Here is a 19,312-nt window from a genome sequence, read left to right as displayed (position 1 = left end):
GGTCTAGGAGTTGTTGCTGGTGGTGGGTCGGGGCTTGGCGCTGGAGAAGGTCTCTTGAAAGGTTTTATTTCGTCTGGACCTTCCTGTCCGGGAACCTTTGGTCTAGGTAACGGAGGGGGTGTATCAGGGATTTGAACTGGAGGATCGACTTCAATATCAGTTTCATCAGGAACAATTACTGGAGTGATGCTGGTAATAGTAAGTCCGTATAAGGTCTGCCATTGTGATTGCCGAGCGTACCCTAAACTGAAAATTTCCTTGTTTTTTCCAACAAGAAAATAAGTATATTGAAACCCTACCTCATGTTCGATGTAAGGTTTCCATGCAGGCTCAACTCCAGCCCCCCAAATTGGTCCCTCAGTAAAAATTTCAATGCGTCCATAAACAGCTTTTGTTGTAAAAAACTCATACGGAGGATATACCATTGCAAAAGGATCGCCCGTAACATCAAAATATCTATAAGTAATGATGTAAGAACTTGCTCCAGGAACAAAAAAAGGCGTAAGTAAAGGTTCAAATCCAGGTAAAGGAAAACTTGTTGGTTTTGAATCTGGAAGGCTTAAAGGTTTTTTTGGCAATGGGACTTTTGCAATTGCAATTGCACCACCAGCCGCACCTATTATCTGAGGTACCGAAGGTTTAAAAAGGATTAAGTCATCTGGACCGAGATATTTTGCTAGCTCCGGCAAGTCAGAAGGTCGAACAGTCGAAATTGATACATTATTCGGACCTGGAGCAATATTATTTGCTCCGGGCGGTCTTGCAACTACGGGAGGACTAGTTGTAGGTAAAGAAGCTATCAATTAAGTTGATTATTTACAAATACAAAGGGGATTGGATTTGTAGAAAAAGGTACCGCTTGCTGCCAAAGCTTTCCACCATCGTAGGTAAAATCCTCTTCTATCTCAATAGAGTGCCTAATAATTACTCGCGTTTGGTTTGTTTGCTCCACTTGGTAAAGTCCAAGTTGTGCTACTTTTTGCGCGGGTCCGGTTCCCTCAAGCGCTGTTTGGTCAGGGTTTATTTTTTGAAGTACTAAACCAACCCAAATAGCGAGATTCTCAACAGTATTAATTTCTTGAGGAATATCCGAAGGTGTGAAGGCTGTCATAGAAAATACATTTTAATTTGACAAGATAACAACTTTATAAAACGTTTATTTATTAATATCAATTTCCACTTTTATGTAAAACTGGAAAGAACGCTACACACATGGAACCCTTGCACAGAGTAGGATATAGAAAATTTCAGCTATGACAACTTAAAGAACATTTCCGGAAGTAGCACTTAATCAGTGAATTCCGGAAATTAATTATGTGTTTAATAAAGGAATATTAATGAAAAATAATCGGTTTGGTCAATCAACCGTATTGAGTAATTATGATTATTTAAAAATACGAAAACATCAAAGTAATCTAAAGCACAGACTAATCATAGATATTGCTTGGTATACTGGCGAGCGACTAGGAGCAATTATTCAATTAAAGGTTGATAATGTATTCGAGTCCAATGGTAATGTGCGAGAATTTATTACTTTTCAGTCAAATACTAGAAAAGCATCTCCTGATGGGAAAAGACTTACTCGTCAAGTCCCTGTGCATTCATCTTTAAAAGAAATTCTTAGCGCTTATTGTTTATCAAATATTTCTGAATGGTTATTTCCCGGTGCAGACCCAAGCCAACACATAAGCTTTAGAACTTGCGATTACTTACTCAGAAATGCAGTAGAGAAAGCGGGATTGGGCAACAAAGGAATATCATCTCACTCATTCCGAAGGAGCTTGATAACCAATTTAAACAATAAAGGAGTTGACCTGAAAACAATTCAAAAAGTCACGGGTCATCAAGATGTGCGTTCGCTTGTCCGTTATATCGATGTTACTGAAGACCAAGTTAGAGGAGCTATTGAATTAATATGAGGTACGGGATAGACATCGGTCATAACTCACCACCAGACACCGGGGCTGTTGGAGGCTATGAAGATGAATTAAACCTTGAATTGGCGAACAAGGTAATAGTTAAACTTGCATTACTCGGACATGAAACTTTAATTGTTAATCCTAAAGGTAGAGTCAGGTCAGTCAACGAATCTTTGAAAATTCGTTGTGAGAATGCCAATGCCGCTAAGGTAGAGCGATATATCTCTTTCCACTTCAACGCTTTTAATAAAAAAGCAAGGGGAGTTGAAATTTATTATACAAGTACTGCTGGCATGAGAATAGCTAAGCCGGTATTAGAAGAAATTTGTAAATTGTCAGATAGTAATGGAAGGAAATTCACGAACCGTGGAATAAAAAAAACTTCTTTATTTCAAGTTTTGAACGGAACAGATGCACCGGCAATACTGATAGAGACCTGCTTCTGTGATAACCCGGAAGACATGGAAATTTATAGATCAATCAGTTCAGACCGTGTGGCGATCGCAATTGTTAAAGGGTTGACGGGGCAAGATTTAAAATTAAATGACCAGCCTTGCCTGTATATTGAATAACAAATATAATTGCCTTGTCACACGCTTTTAATGCCAATAAATCTAAGTATGGGTATTACTAATACTTCATGGGTTCCTAGGTGGAATCACTCGCGTACTTGCACAATCCGGATTCCACTAGTTTTTAAAAATCAAGTTTTAGATTACGCACAAGCGCTTGATTCAAACGCTGAACCAAGCCCGATAACAGCATTAATTCTGATGGATGCTTATTTAAATAAGTACGACCTGCACCAAGTTAACGAGTCATCCCCTCGCTGGTACCAATTTAATAAATTTAAAAGATGGTTGTCGGGAATTGGTAAATAGTTTATGTGATTGCTAAAAACTCTACTGAGAATAGAATCATTAGTTAAACCAGCTGTAGAAGCTTCGCGATCGCAAACTTTTGACTACTCAAACCGTTGATTTTACGTTGATTTATATAAAATAGTAAAAAAGCTTATTGAGGAGTAGAGTCAATAACCTTATTGACTCTAACGTCACTGGTAGAAGTAAATTATTTATTTAAAGTTTGTATTTATGATGTTTACTATTTTAGCTGGTGGTAAACCATCCGATATCAATGCTTCAATATCCGATTTCCGGTAAGTGGCTAATGGGGTCGAAGAATTACCGCCGGGAATATGACAGCGATATTTTTTTCTACCAATAGCCCAACAGTAACGGTAATAGTAATGCTTTTTATCGGAACGCTTAACCCAGTATTCTTCTACCCAGTGAATGTGTTCGGGGACAGTTGCATTAGTAGTGTGAGATACTTGTCCCCGAACACAACTGGTTGATTCCAGTGCATTACTGGTATCATTCCAAGCCGGGTCATAAATTGGTTGAAAGTCATCTTTAATGAAGACAGCCGAATTAAATAATGACTGTTGGTAGTGCATAGTGTTGATTTATTCTAAATTTTGGGAATAATGAGTTGAACCGCAAGTTACAAGTTGATGCTTAAGTAATCCCCTCCAGCGCGTGAAGGGGATTTTTTATTGGGTATCTGGCATTAGTTCATAAATAAATGGAGTATTCCCGTATTTCGCAATAATCTGGTTGAACATACTTGGTTCATCCCAGTAACGCCCTTCAAGGCATCTCTTAATCCAACCTTGGGGATTACGTATCTCTGACGTTTCAAGACGTATTTGGTAACAAACTATTGAAAGTAATACCTCGTTACGAGGTCTATCTAATACCTTAGTTTCTGTGTCGTTAAAAGAAATACCATACTGAGAAAAAAGTAGTTTGTTATCCGTAATTAGTATATGCTGCTGCTGCGAATAACGACTGTCGTATTTACTAGGGTTTGAACTACCTAAAGTGTCAAAAACATTTCGCTTCTGTAATTTTCTTTTCGGTTTCAAATACTCAAGTGGACGGGTAACAATCTTAACAATATTCCATGTGTATTGCTTAACCAGATTGACTACACGGCATTCTACGAGTTTATTGAAAGCAGATTTAAGCGTATTTCTGCAATAACTCTTGCCCCGGTGTTTTCTTATCCAGTTGTTAAAATCTTTAAGGTCTGGTTCACTCTCAGTATTTATTTTACCCGTTTTAAGTAGCCATTCCCACAGCAATTGTGAAGAACGTGGTATCTGGTTCTTTAAACAGTATTCTTCGTGTTTGTACGTCCAATGGGTTATTGATTTATTTCTGTTGTATGTCATGATAGTTAGTAAGATTTGGAAACCATTTAGTGGCTGCGCTTTACCAATAAGCTTCTTTATGGTTTTTTTTTGCAGCAAAAACCCGACCTGCAATCAGCAGGTCGGGTTTTTAGGTTTTTTTATTAGCTTCTAATTGTTCTAATAGAGCGTTAAACTCTTGAATCTTAGATTCTAATTGCAATATTTCTGCTTTCTTGGTTGCCACCTGATTTTCAGATTCATCTATCAGCTGGCGGAGAATTTTCCCAGTAACTGGATTTCCGTCTCCGATGAAATTTGGTCGCGGGCTATCCGCTCCACCAGCTCGCTCTTGCTGATGCCCAACATTTCCGCTTTCATCTCTAGCATCTCTATTCCGTCCGGGGTCATACTCAAATTCACGCCTCGCTTCCTTTGACCATGAATCGACTTTCTCATTAGTTGTATGCATACACTACCTTTCTATTTTATGTGCATACTATGTTTACTTTTCGTGTGCATAGTACTAAACTATATCTAGTTGTATGTGCATACAACACAAAAAGCAAGCCCCCCCCCAAAAAAACTGGAAGATTTAGCAGCCTTCCATCTACCAGAGAAAGAAAGCTTGCCGGGGTCGTCGAGGTAAACCGTTATTTAGGAGTTACGAGTTGATGAGTAATAGCGATAAAAGTGATTGCCAAAAGTTCGGTATTTGTAGGCTTTTCGAGTACGGGGTTTTTGAGTCTGAATGTAACCCACCTTGCTATGGGGAAGACGCAAAGGAATTACCAAGACCGACTTTAGATGAAGTTCGACAAGCGAGTAAAGATAACAACTCAAAATAATGGCGATCGCCATTTTGCATTAAAACGCTGAAATCAATAAGGAGTGAGGATTGTAGGAAATTTAAGTAGTTAAAAAAGTTTAGCGATTAAGCACTTAAGGTACATTAAAGGTCAAGTATGGAAGCAATAGACACCAGTACTACGAACGGTAAAGGCACGGGTAACAGTAACAATGCCACCCGCAAAGAGTCCAAACAGAAGCGTTATTTGCCGTCCTTACCTAGCGGGTCAGGGCAAAGTGAGATGTGTAAAGCCGAATACGGCGGATTAGTAGATAAAACTCCAGTCGAGTGGAAGTCACTAAAGAACTACGAGATGTTCTCTCTATCACCCGATGGTTTATTTCCGATGGTTAAAGTATCGCGGTCAAAAGCCGTTAGGCTATCTGACCGGGAAGTAATGATGGTAGGCGGTGGACGCTGCCATCGCATTTTATTGAGCAGCCATTAATTACCAGAAATGGCTCTCAATCCCCATCCAGTACAAACAAGAATACGTACAAATCATATCATGAGTAACCCAAATTTCAATCAAGACTTGTACCATGCTTCAGTCAAAGCGTTGACAGAAAACGGTGTTCCGGAAAATGTAGCCGAACGCGCTTCAAAAGTAGTTGCTAGCGATGACTTTAATTTACCCGACCTAGGTAGAACCGAGGAAGACCGTGAAAATATCGCTGAAGCTATGAAGCACTTCTGGAACTGGAGCCGTGAGAATGGAGCGAAATGATTATGATGCGCTCAAAGTATTCGCCATCGCGATCGCGATTCTCCTCGGTTTCTGGAGCGGCTGGAGTTGTTCCGAACCAAATACTTCTGAACGACTCAGAATTAAGCTCGAAGTCAATTACAGCGAGTAGTTGGATATCCATTTATCTACCCAACTTCAAGCAAATCGGACGGTTTCTGTTATGGGGAACGGGTCGATTATGCTTTAGTGGCACTTTATTTGTGCTTGATGCTAGCAACCAAACGCTGATTACAACTCAAACGGTCATTAAATGGACTCGCCAGTCTGTAACAAACTTGCTGCGGTTGTATGACCAACTTCCCTACATGGGAACGCACAGTAAAAACATTGTTGAAGCTTCTGCTGTTCCGATTCTAGATGAACCAGAAGAAATTATCACCGATATCATTGATGCAATTCAAGATAAGCAGGTGATGATTATCGGCGAGATGGGAACGGGTAAAAGTACCATTGCTCAATACCTTGCTTACACCATAGGCGGCAATGTGAAGGTTTACGAACCGGAGGGAACACCTGATGACTGGCAAGGTTTAGACGTAGTAGGCAAGGGGGAGAATTGGAACGCTATTGAAGCCGGCATGGAATCCGACCTAGAAGATTTATCTAATCGGATTCAAAGAAGAATGAAAGAAGGCAATAGTTTTCTAGAAGGTTCCGAACAAGTAGTGATTTGTGAAGAGTACCCGGAACTTGTAAACAAGGTGTCGTGTAGCGGTGAATGGCTAGACCGTCACGCTAGGAGGGGAAGAAAAGCCAAGCGTTTCACTATTCTCCTGTCTCAATACGACAAGGTAGCAGCGTGGGGACTTGAAGGTAAAAGCGATTTAGCGGAGGCTTTCTTTAAAATTCGACTCGGGAAAAAAGCAATTGCACACGCAAAAAGCTTAAAAAACGACGAACTTGTCAACTGGTTAAAGAAAGACCGCTCGCATTGTTTGATCGACGATAACCCATGTAAGCTTCCATCTTACCGTGAGATGAAGTCTATTATCAGCAGACCATTTACCGACCAAGGGAAACAACCCCAAAACACCTCCGAAAAAATTACAAAACCCGCGCAGCGTAAGGATTTTGAGGAAAATTTTTCAGATTCTGATGCTTTTTTGTGGCGATTAATTCAAAAATTTGGAGCAGAAAAAAGTGATTCAGCGATTGTTACCGAAATTCTTGGCATGACCGGCAAGAAATATGCTGAAGGTGCAGATTTACTTGAACGATTAAGGAGGCATTATGGATGATTTAGAAACTTTGCCAGTCGATCCAGCTTGGAGGTATTACGACTTATGGAAGATGGCTTTTGATGCAAAAGAGAAGATTGAATCAATCATTAAATATATGGCTGTTATCGAAGAGGCAAATGATTTCACTGATGAGCGATTAAGACAAAAATTTTGTGAGTTAGCTGAGTTTTGCGAGCAATGTAGTAACGAAGCTAGTGGAGACGAAGAAATGGTGATTGATGACTTGGATGAAACTGATTAATAAATCGCAGTAGAAATACCGCGTATCAGCAATGATTAAGTAAATACAGGGTGCATCTACCACATAGTTATAACTTACTAAAAAATGAATGAACAATAAACAACCCTCTTATAAAATGCCAGAGAATGACCCGGATTATGTATTGGTTCATAAACGGTCTTTAATAGCAATGTCTCACTGCATGGGATTAGCATTAAAAAGTTATGCAATATGTAGTAGTTGCGATTTAAATGAAGTTACTCAGCAATTAGCACATTATGCAAATACTCATGCTCAAAGTTTAAGTAAAAAAATGTTGATTATGTAATTGAACAGTTAACCAAGTATCCAGGTAATGGCTCAGTCGTAATTGATTTAAAGGATTTATTCAAATGACTAAAAAACATCCTTGCGAGCTACAAATCCAACTAATTGGAACTCCGGATGACATAAGAGTATTTACTAGTTTTCTCGAAGCAATAGAGGGATATGTAAAGTCATATCATGCAAGAGTCGCAGGTAAGTATTATCCCGTTTCCGGTCCATTATATTGCAGAAAATATTGTGAAATTGATTTTAGAAAAGATTCCTTTGAGGAATTTATAAAATACTTACGTTTACCGCCTGATGAGCCGTAAGGCGAAACGCGGGATTATCCCGCGTCGCGGGTTAAGTCTCGTAGCAATTTAGGGTTTTAGCATCGAAGTAAGCTTTTGCTTTTTTTCCTTCGTAAACTCGGTTGCTTTAGGAGTAGTTGTGTTGCTGCACAACTACTTCACCTTAAGAGTGAAGTAAACCCTATACGGGTTTTTGGGAGATTCATAGGCGACCCCATCCAGAAAAATGAATGATATGCCGAGGCTGTTAGGGATTGACATTAGTAAATCCTCAATTTCTGCTTGTTTATTAGTAAGTAAACCAACAGAACCAAGACAATTTTATTACAATTATGATTTTAAAATTTTCAAAGCTGATGCATCTGGAATTAAAGGAGTGCTGGAACTAAACCCAGATGTCGCAATTTTGGAACCAACGGGAACCAATTACTCAAAACTTTGGGTTAACATTCTTGCTCAAAATGGTGTAGAAGTACGCTTTGTAGGACATAAAGAACTTAGAAATTACAGAGCTTATCATTTAGTACTGCCCGATAAGGATGATAACGCTGATGCTCTAGCTTTAGCCTGTTATGGATTTGATTATTCTTCACCAAGTAGATATGTAGCAACGAAAGACGCTACAACCGCTCGTATTCGAGAATTGGTACTAAGATTAAACCATCTTAACCGGATTAAAAATCCTATATCTAACAGGTTACGCCAAGATTTAGCATGGCAGTTTCCTGAAATTGCTCATATTAAATCAAGGCGTGGCATAAAAGGACAAGTACCGCTTCTTTGGGGATGGCTGTGTGGACAAAGAAAATCTAAAAAATACGACCGATTGTATTTAGATTCGGTAGGCTTGGGAATTACAGATACAGTAAAGCTACACGCTGAAAGGCTTTGCAGTATTAGCAATGAAGAATTTGCAATAGAGTGCGAAATTAATAAATTACTTGATAATTCTAAATTTTTACCCTACCGTGAAGCATTCCAAGCGTTCGGCTTTGGTTTGCGTCTTGAAGCAATAATCTTAAGTCAAATTTACCCGTTACAAAAGTTTTTGGGTGAGGACGGTAAACCCATTGTGCAATTTATCAAAAGTAGAAATTCCCCAAAGTCAACCAAGCAAAAACTATCATTGAGAAAATTTCAAAAAATGCTAGGACTTGCACCCAGTAAAGAGTATTCAGGGGATAAACGCTTGATAAAAGTTAGTGGAGGAAATGACCTAACCAGAATTGCAATGTGGCAGTGGGTTTTTACAACCATCGAACCGCGACGAAGCCGACTAAATAATAAAATTGGTGAAAAACTGGGTAAAAAATTAGATGCAGAAAAAGCAGCGGGTCGTCCGGTGCGGCTCGTTCGGAGTCGCGTTGCAGCGGCAGGAGTTAAACTACTTTTCGCTGAACTGGTAAAATATGTAGTTCATAACGGGCTAGAGTGAAGGAAAAGCCATGAAAGCAGTGATAATGACAGCACCAGGGAAACCGGAAGTTTTACAATTACGGGAAATTCCTAACCCGCTTCCTCCCGCAAATACAGAACTTTTAATACGTTTAAAAGCTGCTGGTGTTAACCCCATCGATACAAAGCTTCGCGATCGCGGCACTTTCTACCCTGATAAAATGCCTGCAATTCTAGGATGTGATGGTGCGGGTGTGGTGGAAGCGGTGGGAACTGCGGTTAAGCGTTTTCGCGCAGGTGATGAAGTATATTTTTGTAATGGGGGGATTGGCGATCGCCAAGGTAATTATGCAGAATTCACAACTGTAGATGAGCGGTTTGTAGCTCCCAAACCCAAATCTGTATCTTTTATCGATGCTGGTGCTGCACCTTTGGTATTGATTACAGCGTGGGAAGCTTTGTACGAACGCGGACGTTTGCAACCGGGTGAAAAGGTATTAATTCATGCTGGTGCGGGTGGTGTGGGACACGTTGCAATTCAACTTGCAAAGCTCAAGGGTGCGGATGTCTGCGCTACGGTAAGTTGTCAGGGAAAAGCTGATTTTGTCAAGTCTCTGGGGGTTGATTATGCGATTAATTACAAAGAAACTGATTTTGTCAAAGCAGCTTTGGATTGGACAAACGGTGAAGGTGTAGATTTAGCTTTTGATACTGTTGGTGGAGAAACTTTTGAGAAAACATTCCCAGCGATACGAATTTACGGTGATATTGTGACAATTTTACAACCAAGCGCCCAAACTAATTGGAAAGTAGCGAGACAGCGCAATCTGAGAATAAGTTTAGAATTGATGTTAACGCCGATGTTGCAAGGAATAGTGGAAGCACAAGTACATCATGGTGAGATTTTAGCAGAATGTGCCGAGTTGATGGATGCAGGTAAGTTGAAAGTTTGTGTGAATCGGACTTTTGGTTTAGAGGAAGTAGGAAAAGCTCATGAGTTGTTAGAAGCGGGTTCGATGGTGGGGAAATTGGTAATTGTTAATAGGTAATAGGTAATAGGTAATTGGTAATTGATTCAAATACCTGGTGAATATTAGTATTTTTTGTAGGGTGTGTTACGGCAACTTAATGGTTGCGGGGAAACAGATATTTTAGTTAATGCCGTAACGCACCATCTTAATTTAACTCAATCAATAACATATTTTAAAAGTGGTATCCTGAAAATGATTAGTCTAATTTTTAACCTGAATACTAAATATCATACTGACATTTTTGGTAAACGGCAATTTTGCTAAAAATTCTTATGATAATTGGTAGTACCTTCATGTCTGACGCTAAATTAACTGTATGACAACGTTCTTTACAGACTTTACTGACATTAGTAGGATTCGTATATCTTCAAAATTAAATCCAAAACAGCGTAGTCAATTGGGACAGTTTTTAACTCCTGCACCAATTGCTCGTTTTATGGCAAAACGATTTAGTAATCTATCTGGTAATGTCAGCCTTTTAGATGCTGGAGCCGGAATTGGAATATTGACTGCTGCTTTTGTAGAAAGACTCTTGGCAAATCCTGGTGAAGTTAACAGTTGTCATATAACAGCATATGAAGTTGAATCAGATTTTATATTACCTTTGAGGCAATGTCTTAGAGAATGTTGTGAAGCTTTAGAAAGTAAAGGAATTAAAGCAGAATATCAAATATATGAAGAAAGCTTTATCAATAGTTATTCCGATCAAAATTTGCCGCTTTTTAATACTGATAACAGTTACACTCATGCAATTTTGAATCCACCCTACAAAAAAATCAATAATCGCTCGGTTGAGAAAAAAATACTTTCAAGCTTGGGAATTGATACTGTAAATCTATATAGCGCATTTGTTTGGCTAACTTTAATGCAGCTTGTTGAAGATGGAGAATTGGTAGCAATTACGCCGAGAAGTTTCTGTAATGGTGCCTATTTTCGTCCTTTTCGTAAAGCTTTTTTACAAAGTATGGAATTAAAAAAAATTCATATTTTTGATAGTCGTTCCGCAGCCTTCTTTGAAGATAAAGTATTACAAGAAAATATAGTTTTTCATGCAATAAAAACAAAAAATAAGCCTTATTATGTAGATATTAGTAGTAATTATGAAACAAATTTAGATGAATTTCAAGAATTAAGATATGTTCCTTATGCTGAAGTAGTTCAAGAAAATGACTCTGAGAGTTTTATTCATATTGTGACAAACTCTCTTGAAGATTATTTGAGAATACAAATGCAAAAGTTTTCATCTACTTTGGATGAAATAGGTTTAGAGGTTTCAACTGGACCAGTTGTCGATTTTCGACTAAAATCGGCTTTGAGAAGTTGCTTGGATAAGCAAAGTGTTCCACTACTTTACCCAGAAGCTATCAAGGCAGGAAAAGTTTTATTTCCACCTCATAATCCTCGAAAAGCAATTGCAATTCAACAAAATCAAGACACAGAAAAATGGCTAATTCCTAACGGTTGCTACGTTTTGACAAAGCGTTTTTCTGCTAAGGAAGAAAAGCGTCGTGTTGTTGCTGCTGTGTGTTCTCCTTTTGATTCACCATTATTGGGTATAGAGAATCATCTTAATTACTACCATGCTAAAGGTAAAGGAATCAACCTTGACCTTGCACAAGGTTTAGCAGCATTTCTCAATTCAACTTTATTTGATAGTTATTTTCGGCAGTTTAGCGGACACACACAAGTCAACGCTACAGATTTGCGTAGAATTAAGTACCCTTGCAAAGATGATTTAATCTTATTAGGAAGACAAGTTAGTGATTCTCGATTTGAACCTGAAGAACTTGATAATGTTGTACATAAAACTTTGTCAATTATGAGTGAAGCAATAAATGCTGTTGAGGCTAGTAAACGAATCTCAGAAGCGCTTGCAATTCTCAAAGATATTTCTGCCCCAAAAAAGCAACAAAATGAACGTTCAGCACTTTGTTTACTAGCATTGGCAGATATTAAACCTGAAACACCTTGGAATCAAGCAACAGCACCAAGACGCGGAATTACAGAAATGATGGATTGGTTTCGCGAACACTACGGTAAACACTACGCTCCAAATACACGCGAAACAGTTCGACGACAAACAATGCACCAGTTTGTGCAGATGGGAATAGTTGTGGAAAATCCTGATCGATTAGATCGACCAATTAACAGCCCAAAATGGTGTTATCAACTTCATCAACAAGCTGTATCACTTCTTAAATCCTATGGTTCCGAGCAGTACCAAGAAGCCCGTAAAAATTATGCTATTTCAATCACAAATTTATTACAGGATAGGAATCGTAACATACCGATGATTCCCATAATTTTACCTGACGGTCAAGCCATTGAACTATCACCAGGTGGACAAAATATTCTCATAAAAGAGATTTTGGAAAACTTCTGTCCCAGATTTACACCTGGAGGTTCGGTTCTCTATGTGGGTGATGCTGGGGATAAATTTATCGTTAACGAAACTCCGAAATTCCTAGAGATGGGGATTGAATTAGATCCTCACGGTAAAATGCCAGATGTGGTAATTTACTATGAACGAGAAGACTGGCTTGTGCTGATAGAAGCTGTTACTAGTCATGGTCCGGTTAACTTAAAACGTCGTAATGAATTAAAGCAACTCTTTGAATCTAGTCGTAAAGGATTAGTTTTTGTTACTGCTTTTCTGAATCGTAAAGAAATGATTGGGCATCTTGCTGAAATTGCTTGGGAAACAGAAGTTTGGGTAGCAAATCAACCAGAACACATGATTCATTTCAACGGTGAGAAATTTCTTGGTCCTTATTAAAAAGCAATCAGAAGTCGGGTTTTTACAATGATTTTGTTTGATCACAGGTATTTAAGAGGATGTTTGAAAAGTCTAAATTAATACCATACCCGGCGAATAAATTCGCTACTACACAAGCAAAGTCCGCCTTCGCGGACTAACACCCACGCAGGTGGGTTTTGTTCGTGTAGCTGCGTTAGCTCAGCGTGTCCGCAGGACATATTTATTCGCCCAAACTTTTCAAACTTCTCACCCCCACAATATAATAAATATTCAAGTGGAGGAATAAAGCTTGAAACTGATTTTAGTCGCACCAAATTCATTATTAACTGAAGCTTTTCAACAACATTTCAATTATTTGCCTAATGTGGAAATCGTTAACAACTACTTTGAGTGGCTACCTGTTTTCGATTGTTTGGTTAGTCCTGCTAATTCTTTTGGGATAATGGATGGTGGTATGGATGCTGCCATTATCAAATTTTTCGGTAGTAAGTTACAGGATAAAGTACAGCAGGGCATCCTCTCAGATTATTTAGGGGAACAACCTGTAGGAACATCAATGATTGTGGAAACGGGTAATCTCAAACATCCGTTTCTTGCACATACACCGACAATGCGAGTTCCTATGTCTATCGCGGGGACGGATGTTCCTTATGTGGCGATGTGGGCTATGCTATTAGCGGTACGTCGTCATAATCAATTGTCTGATCATCAAATTAATACTGTTGCTTGTCCCGGTTTGGGTACGGGAATCGGAAAAGTTCCTTATCATCAAGCAGCCAGACAAATGGCGTTAGCTTACGATAATTTTCTTCATCCACCTAAACATCTTAATTGTTTTGTTGCAGCTTCCAGACAACTTTTGATTTGGGAAGATGGTAATTTGTCGAGATAGTCAAAAATTGAGTTAAAAACTTTTTATTGACCTGATACAGCGCGAATTGGTTGTACGCTCAAACGATAGCCAAGATTATGAAGAACAAGGCTGATAGTTCGCAGTTCAGGATTTCCTTCTGCTGACAAAGCTCGATAGAGGTTTTGACGGTTCAAACCTGTTTTTTCTGCAAAGTGAGTCATCCCAAACCGTGCCTCCACCACATTCCGCAGTGCTTCCAGAAAAAACCCTAACTCGCCATCTTGTTCATATTCTTCAAGGGCAACGTCCAAGTACGCTTTCGCCATTTCCGGGTTCTGTAGCTGCTCTAACACTACCTCGTCATGATTTCTAAGTTTCTTGCTCATCCTGTTCCTCCTGGTAAGCCTGCCAATATTTTTTAGCTTTTTGTATATCTCTATCCTGGGTATCCTTATCCCCGCCACACAAGAGAATTACCAGATCATCTTCGGCTTCTCCAATATAAACGCGGTAGCCACTACCGAAGAAAAATCTCAGTTCTAGCACACCGTCACCAACAGACTTCCAATCTCCATAGTTACCCTGTTTGAGACGCTCCACCCGTCGGATTATCCTAGCACGGATTGTATAGTCCTTCAGATTTTCCAACCATTCCGTATAGGGTTCTTTACCGTCTTGTAAAGTATAAACTTTCAGGGCTTTTGGACAATTCATATCAGCTAGGATGCTTTGCAGCGATTTGCGTGCGTGCTGCACAATAAAAATGGCATAAAATAAAACAAAATTACTATATGCGACGCAACAAAGTGCGTAAGTTTTATCAGCAATATCTTACCTTAATGTATCTTAAAAGCGACAAACAGTCAAGGTTGGTACCTGGGCAACTCAACCTCACTCGCTCGAACATCGCCAAAGCTCTTTATAATTCACTTTCTGTGGGGATTAATCGCTTATTGCCCAATCCCCCATATTCTATCCTCAAAATTATTTCCATCTGCACGCTATTTTTATTTTTATCGATTCAACCAGTTTGGGCAGCAGAACCTCAACTTCAACGTACTGTTTTAACTTTGGAATTATTACAAGAAAAAATTAATTCTCCTATGGTAAATCAAGGTAGTTTTACGGTAGATTTACGAGAAATGAAAATAGATTTACAACCGCAAAATAAAGAGTTACACGATAACTTTTATAAGTTATTGCAAGATTTTTTACAAAAAACTGGTACAAAACCTGTAGGATTAGATTTAAGTAATTCAATAATTGAAGGCGATTTTATTGGTAGCGATTTGGGTTTAAGAACTCCTTTATATGCTCAAGCTATTGCCCCAATTTTTACGGAAACCGAACAGAATCAACTTGAACAACTGCGGGAAGTTTGTTTGCAGTCACTAGCTTATTCTGTTCCCAATTCTAAGGATTGTCGTTCACTTTTAGGGAAAGATTCGACGACTTCGGCACAAATTTCGGTGTTTCGCGGTTCGTTGATTTTTAACCAAACTGTGTTTAAAGGTAAGGTGGAATTTAATAATACGTTTTTTCTGCAACCTGTGGAAGTTTCAGGAGCTATTTTTAATGAAGCTACAAATTTTAGGCAATCAAGATTTGGCCGTCGAGTCAGTTTTATAAATGCAAATTTTTGCAGTGAAGTTGATTTTCAGGGAAGTGTTTTTTTTCACAAAGCTAATTTCAAGAAAGCTGATTTTGCTAAAAATGCTGAGTTTAAAAATACAACTTTTGAAGATTCTGCCAATTTTAGTAATACTAGTTTTCAACAGTTAGCTAACTTTAGTCGCGCTCGTTGGGAGGGTACAACTAATTTTTATCAAGCAGGTTTTCTAGAAGAAACTCAATTTACCAAAGGGAATTTTCAAGGGTTTTTATTTCTGCAAGAAACTAGATTTTTAAAATCTGTCATCTTTCGAGAAACGCAATTTAATTTACCTGTAAATATGCGCGGTGCTAGTATTCTTAGTCAAGGTGATTTTAGCGATGCTGTTTTTGCTCAAGGTGCTTATCTGAATGTACCAAGTTTGATTTTCAATGCTGATAAAGCCAAAATTTTAGGTAATCCCGGTGAAATTGGTGTGATGTTGCGGATACCTCAATTATCGGGAAATCAAAATGTATTGCGTAATTTAATCCAAAATTTTCGCCAATTGCAGCAAATTGCGGATGCTAATAAGTTGGAGTATGCTAAACAGCGTCTGCATTTAAAGTCTTTAACTCGCCGTTTGGTTGATGCAAATATCAATGATGCCCCCCAACAACGTTTAATAAATTTAGGATTTTCCCCAACTCAAGTAGAAGCAATTATCAAACGTCGTCAAACCCAAGCGTTTCAAATTAAAAGCGAATTACTCACATTAGCTGATATTGACGAAGAAACATTTACACAACTTTCTTCCCGGTTTGTAGTTGGCGAAACTCTTACCCCAATTAAATGGTTGCTGCAAATATGGAAATGGTTGGTGTTAAGTTTACTACTATTACTTTCGGGATATGGTACGAACTTTTACTTGGTTTTTGGTGTGGGAATAATTGCGATCGCGTTTTTTAGTTTATTATTTTGGTTAGTCGATCGATTCCGTCGCTTACATCCAAATAAAATCATTCCTACGGCTTACGAAACTAGTTGGATGTTAGGAAGTTTTGGTATTAGTACGCTATTTGGTTTAATCGCTATTTTTCGGAATACAGCGCAACCGTGGTTAGCTTTGATTTGTATAGGGGTTATTATTGTCCCTTTACCGACGTTTCTTTTATTCCAACTTTACCAAAAAGGGCGCTATCACGATTTAATGGAAACATCTTATTTTACAGAGGATGGTACTTTCCGACAATTACGGTTGTTAATTGGACGTTTACCTGTGATACCGAGGTATCCATTATTTCGCGAACGTTATTTACCTTTATTGTGGAATCGTCGCTGGAATTGGCTAAATTATTACGATTTTAGTTTAAATAACCTTTTAAAATTAGGCTTTAACGACGTTCGTTTACGAGATGAACATCTTCCCGGAATTATCAGTACTTTGGCTTGGTACCAGTGGAGTTTGGGTATACTTTATATTACTTTAGTGTTGTGGACGCTTTCACGCACGATTCCCGGATTGAATTTATTGATTTATTTGAAATAGGGAATTGGTAATGGGTAATGGGTAATGGGTAATGCGTTAATTAATAACTCTTAACTTCTAACTCCTAACTCCTAACTCCTAACTCCTAACTCATAACCTCAGAGCTTCCACTGTAGTAACTTTTTCTTCAGGATATTCCTCTTTATAATAGTAATTCATATGACGTTCGTTTTTCTGGACAACTCCGTTAACTACCTGTCCTAAAACATTTTGACCAGATTTTTCGAGCATTTCACAAGCAAAGGCTGCGTTGACAGAATCAACAACTCCCGGACGTACTACTAATAACACACCGTCAGCCATTTGACCTAAAGTTGCTGCATCTGCGGCAAGATTTAATGAAGGTGCATCAATAATTACATAGTCATAGTATGACCTAAAACTATCAATTAATGAAGCCATCCGCTTGGAGTCGAGTAAGGATGCTGGGGAAGGAGGTACAGCACCGCAAGTAAGTACGTCTAAGTTATCCATTCCTTTCTTGATGGCTCTCATTACCTCAATTTGTCCGACTATGACGTTACTCAAGCCTTCTGAGTTGGGTAGTTCCCAAATATGATGTTGGCATGGACGATGCAAATCTCCATCGATTAGCAATACTCTACGCTCCATTTGTGCCATGGAAGTCGCTAAGTTGGCGGCTACCGTAGATTTACCTTCTTGAGGTACGGAACTAGTCACAACTATCACTTTCAATTCTTTGTCCGCACTCATGAATTTTAAGTTTGCTCTGAGCATCCGGAAGGCTTCGCTGATGGGGGAACGAGGAGCATCCCGCACCATTAAGGTAGGATATGCAGCTTCTACTTCCTGCTTGCTGAGAATAGATTTTTTCGGCTTGCTAAAGTCGGGAATGACTCCTAATAAAGTTAATCCGGTTAATTCTTTGGCTTCTTCTATAGTTTTGATCGATTTATCTTGGGATTCCAAAAGATACATCGTTGCTAAGGAAACTAACATTCCTAATAAGCTGGCTGATAGATAATTAAGTAGTGGAGAAGAAACTGGTTCTTGAGGAACTAAAGCTTCAGAAACTTCACTAGCGTTACCAATATTTTGATTTTCTGCAATGCGGGCTTCTTGTAATTTTTTCAATAACAGCGAATAAGTTGATTGTGCGGCTTCTATTTTGCGTTCCAACTGACGCTGTTGTTGCTCTAATTTTGGCAGATTTTCTAATCTTTGTTTGTAAGATGTTTGTAATTCTGATAAAACTGCAAGTTGATTGTTTAATCCCAAAGAAGTGGATTCTAAATTGACCAATTCTGATGCTAACTGTTGTTTTAAGTCTCCTACTTGTAATCTTCCATCTATTCCATCTATATTTTGTCCGTTGGTTCCTACAGTTTGACGAATTCTATTTTGTAACAACCTTTTCAAGGCATTAAATTTATTTTCTAAAGCAATGATTTCTGGATGAGTATCTGTCAAAACTGTACGTCTTGATGCCAATTGGGACTCTACTTGCTGCACTTCTTTAAGAATATCTTGCACTCCACCAGCCTGATTCAAAGAAGTAATATCCAGTGCTTGTTGGGGGTTTGCATTTAGCTGTTGGCGAATTTGTTGACTACGAGCGCTAATATCGGCTAATTTAGTCTTGATATCACCTATTTGACTTTGTAAGTTTCTGAGTGATTCTATGGATTTACTTGCTTCTTCCTGCAAGGCAAATACGTTATTTTTTTCTCGAAAATTTGCTAGCTCGGCTTCTGCTTTGCTTACAATTGCTTCTGCTTTGGGAAGCTGCTGTTCGATAAATTCCCTTGCCGCTTTGGCAGCTTTTCTGCGCGAAGATACGTTATGTTCTAAATAAGCTGACATTAAGGTATTCACAACTCTTGCAGCTTTTTGAGGTTCAGAATCTTTGTAGCTAACTTGTAAAACATCCGTTTTTTTGATGTCGCTTACAGTTAAATTTTTGAGAAAGTCTTCATATTTTAAAAGGTTTCCATTATTATCTTGAAGTTTGAGTCGTTTGATAGTCTTCTGCACAACTGGAACTGAACGGATTATTTCAGCTTCTGTCTGCAATGGACTTGATGTGGTATCTTGCCCTACAGACTCTAATTTACTAATTTCAGTTCCTAATCCCGTTAAGGAAGAAGTCACATCTGTTCTTTGAAATAGTAATTTTCCTTCTGCAATATAAGTAGGCTTTTTTAAAGAGGAAGATAATAACGAAAGCAGAAAAACCGGAAAAAATACTGCTAACCCTGGTACCCAGCGACGTTTCAGAACTTGCCAATACTTTTCGAGCGATAAACTAGATTCTTGAGATTCCATAAATATAAATATAAATATATTTTTAGTTTTTAGTTTTTAGTTTTTACCGACCGATTA

The 19,312-nt window shown here is 38.5% G+C and carries 21 protein-coding genes and 1 pseudogene; 14 read left to right on the top strand and 8 right to left on the bottom strand.

Annotated elements, in window-relative coordinates; translation table 11 throughout:
* Nucleotides 1-803, bottom strand: a pseudogene (locus IQ247_RS18250) (hypothetical protein); the annotation flags it as partial.
* Nucleotides 800-1,111 (bottom strand): glucose-6-phosphate dehydrogenase, encoded by a 312-nt coding sequence (locus tag IQ247_RS18245; protein WP_193922492.1) that lies wholly within the window; start codon nucleotides 1,109-1,111, stop codon nucleotides 800-802. The pseudogene IQ247_RS18250 and the gene IQ247_RS18245, both read right to left, overlap by 4 nt.
* 226 nt (nucleotides 1,112-1,337) lie before the next feature.
* On the opposite strand from IQ247_RS18245, the gene IQ247_RS18240 reads away from it, so the two are divergent.
* Both IQ247_RS18240 and IQ247_RS18235 read left to right on the top strand, forming a co-directional pair.
* Nucleotides 1,338-1,919, top strand: a complete 582-nt coding sequence (locus IQ247_RS18240) for a tyrosine-type recombinase/integrase (RefSeq protein ID WP_193922490.1) — start codon at nucleotides 1,338-1,340, stop codon at nucleotides 1,917-1,919.
* The gene (locus IQ247_RS18235; RefSeq protein WP_193922488.1) at nucleotides 1,916-2,491 is read left to right on the top strand and encodes an N-acetylmuramoyl-L-alanine amidase; all 576 of its coding nucleotides are present in this window, start codon (nucleotides 1,916-1,918) and stop codon (nucleotides 2,489-2,491) included. The genes IQ247_RS18240 and IQ247_RS18235 overlap by 4 nt, the downstream gene beginning before the upstream one ends.
* A gap of 503 nt (nucleotides 2,492-2,994) precedes the next feature.
* Here IQ247_RS18235 and IQ247_RS18225 read toward each other — a convergent pair.
* The 3 genes from IQ247_RS18225 to IQ247_RS18215 form a co-directional block, all read right to left on the bottom strand.
* A complete protein-coding gene (locus tag IQ247_RS18225; RefSeq protein WP_193922484.1) occupies nucleotides 2,995-3,378 on the bottom strand; it encodes a hypothetical protein in 384 nt (127 codons plus the stop codon).
* A gap of 96 nt (nucleotides 3,379-3,474) precedes the next feature.
* Nucleotides 3,475-4,158: a hypothetical protein gene (locus tag IQ247_RS18220; RefSeq protein WP_193922482.1), complete on the bottom strand. Its 684-nt coding sequence runs from the start codon at nucleotides 4,156-4,158 to the stop codon at nucleotides 3,475-3,477.
* A gap of 109 nt (nucleotides 4,159-4,267) precedes the next feature.
* The gene (locus IQ247_RS18215) at nucleotides 4,268-4,588 is read right to left on the bottom strand and encodes a hypothetical protein (protein WP_193922480.1); all 321 of its coding nucleotides are present in this window, start codon (nucleotides 4,586-4,588) and stop codon (nucleotides 4,268-4,270) included.
* Nucleotides 4,589-4,790: 202 nt separating this feature from the next.
* On the opposite strand from IQ247_RS18215, the gene IQ247_RS18210 reads away from it, so the two are divergent.
* The 11 genes from IQ247_RS18210 (at nucleotide 4,791) to IQ247_RS18160 (ending at nucleotide 13,868) form a co-directional block, all read left to right on the top strand.
* Nucleotides 4,791-4,964 (top strand): hypothetical protein, encoded by a 174-nt coding sequence (locus IQ247_RS18210; protein ID WP_193922478.1) that lies wholly within the window; start codon nucleotides 4,791-4,793, stop codon nucleotides 4,962-4,964.
* 243 nt (nucleotides 4,965-5,207) lie between these two features.
* Nucleotides 5,208-5,414, top strand: coding sequence for a hypothetical protein (locus IQ247_RS18205; RefSeq protein ID WP_193922476.1), 207 nt, complete (start codon nucleotides 5,208-5,210; stop codon nucleotides 5,412-5,414).
* Between the two features lie 60 nt (nucleotides 5,415-5,474).
* On the top strand, nucleotides 5,475-5,693 hold the full coding sequence (locus IQ247_RS18200; RefSeq protein ID WP_193922508.1) for a hypothetical protein: 219 nt from the start codon (nucleotides 5,475-5,477) through the stop codon (nucleotides 5,691-5,693).
* Between the two features lie 2 nt (nucleotides 5,694-5,695).
* Nucleotides 5,696-6,952, top strand: a complete 1,257-nt coding sequence (locus IQ247_RS18195) for a hypothetical protein (RefSeq protein ID WP_228059845.1) — start codon at nucleotides 5,696-5,698, stop codon at nucleotides 6,950-6,952.
* A complete protein-coding gene (locus IQ247_RS18190; protein ID WP_193922474.1) occupies nucleotides 6,945-7,196 on the top strand; it encodes a hypothetical protein in 252 nt (83 codons plus the stop codon). The genes IQ247_RS18195 and IQ247_RS18190 overlap by 8 nt, the downstream gene beginning before the upstream one ends.
* Before the next feature lie 88 nt (nucleotides 7,197-7,284).
* Nucleotides 7,285-7,503: a hypothetical protein gene (locus IQ247_RS18185; RefSeq protein ID WP_193922472.1), complete on the top strand. Its 219-nt coding sequence runs from the start codon at nucleotides 7,285-7,287 to the stop codon at nucleotides 7,501-7,503.
* Between the two features lie 64 nt (nucleotides 7,504-7,567).
* A complete protein-coding gene (locus IQ247_RS18180) occupies nucleotides 7,568-7,813 on the top strand; it encodes a hypothetical protein (protein WP_193922470.1) in 246 nt (81 codons plus the stop codon).
* A 214-nt stretch (nucleotides 7,814-8,027) separates the two neighbouring features.
* A complete protein-coding gene (locus tag IQ247_RS18175; protein WP_193922504.1) occupies nucleotides 8,028-9,227 on the top strand; it encodes an IS110 family transposase in 1,200 nt (399 codons plus the stop codon).
* Between the two features lie 10 nt (nucleotides 9,228-9,237).
* Complete coding sequence (locus IQ247_RS18170) at nucleotides 9,238-10,236, top strand: zinc-dependent alcohol dehydrogenase family protein (RefSeq protein ID WP_193922469.1); 999 nt, start codon at nucleotides 9,238-9,240, stop codon at nucleotides 10,234-10,236.
* 298 nt (nucleotides 10,237-10,534) lie between these two features.
* Nucleotides 10,535-12,994 (top strand): BsuBI/PstI family type II restriction endonuclease, encoded by a 2,460-nt coding sequence (locus IQ247_RS18165; RefSeq protein ID WP_193922467.1) that lies wholly within the window; start codon nucleotides 10,535-10,537, stop codon nucleotides 12,992-12,994.
* Nucleotides 12,995-13,265: 271 nt separating this feature from the next.
* The gene (locus IQ247_RS18160; protein WP_193922466.1) at nucleotides 13,266-13,868 is read left to right on the top strand and encodes a macro domain-containing protein; all 603 of its coding nucleotides are present in this window, start codon (nucleotides 13,266-13,268) and stop codon (nucleotides 13,866-13,868) included.
* A 23-nt stretch (nucleotides 13,869-13,891) separates the two neighbouring features.
* Here the strand turns inward: IQ247_RS18160 and IQ247_RS18155 are convergent, their stop codons facing one another.
* Both IQ247_RS18155 and IQ247_RS18150 read right to left on the bottom strand, forming a co-directional pair.
* The gene (locus tag IQ247_RS18155; protein ID WP_193922464.1) at nucleotides 13,892-14,215 is read right to left on the bottom strand and encodes an addiction module antidote protein; all 324 of its coding nucleotides are present in this window, start codon (nucleotides 14,213-14,215) and stop codon (nucleotides 13,892-13,894) included.
* The gene (locus tag IQ247_RS18150) at nucleotides 14,199-14,585 is read right to left on the bottom strand and encodes a type II toxin-antitoxin system RelE/ParE family toxin (protein ID WP_322745524.1); all 387 of its coding nucleotides are present in this window, start codon (nucleotides 14,583-14,585) and stop codon (nucleotides 14,199-14,201) included. The genes IQ247_RS18155 and IQ247_RS18150 overlap by 17 nt, the downstream gene beginning before the upstream one ends.
* 35 nt (nucleotides 14,586-14,620) lie before the next feature.
* Between IQ247_RS18150 and IQ247_RS18145 the strand changes: the two genes are divergently transcribed.
* Nucleotides 14,621-16,969, top strand: a complete 2,349-nt coding sequence (locus tag IQ247_RS18145; RefSeq protein ID WP_228059844.1) for a pentapeptide repeat-containing protein — start codon at nucleotides 14,621-14,623, stop codon at nucleotides 16,967-16,969.
* 90 nt (nucleotides 16,970-17,059) lie between these two features.
* On the opposite strand, the gene IQ247_RS18140 is transcribed toward IQ247_RS18145, so the two are convergent.
* Nucleotides 17,060-19,255 (bottom strand): GumC family protein, encoded by a 2,196-nt coding sequence (locus IQ247_RS18140; RefSeq protein ID WP_193922462.1) that lies wholly within the window; start codon nucleotides 19,253-19,255, stop codon nucleotides 17,060-17,062.
* Nucleotides 19,256-19,312: the final 57 nt, after the last annotated feature.

The organism is Plectonema cf. radiosum LEGE 06105 (assembly GCF_015207665.1).
GTDB lineage: Bacteria > Cyanobacteriota > Cyanobacteriia > Cyanobacteriales > Nostocaceae > Rivularia > Rivularia radiosa_A.
The sequence above is the reverse complement of the archived record's forward strand: the minus strand, read 5'-3'. Positions and strand labels throughout refer to the sequence as shown.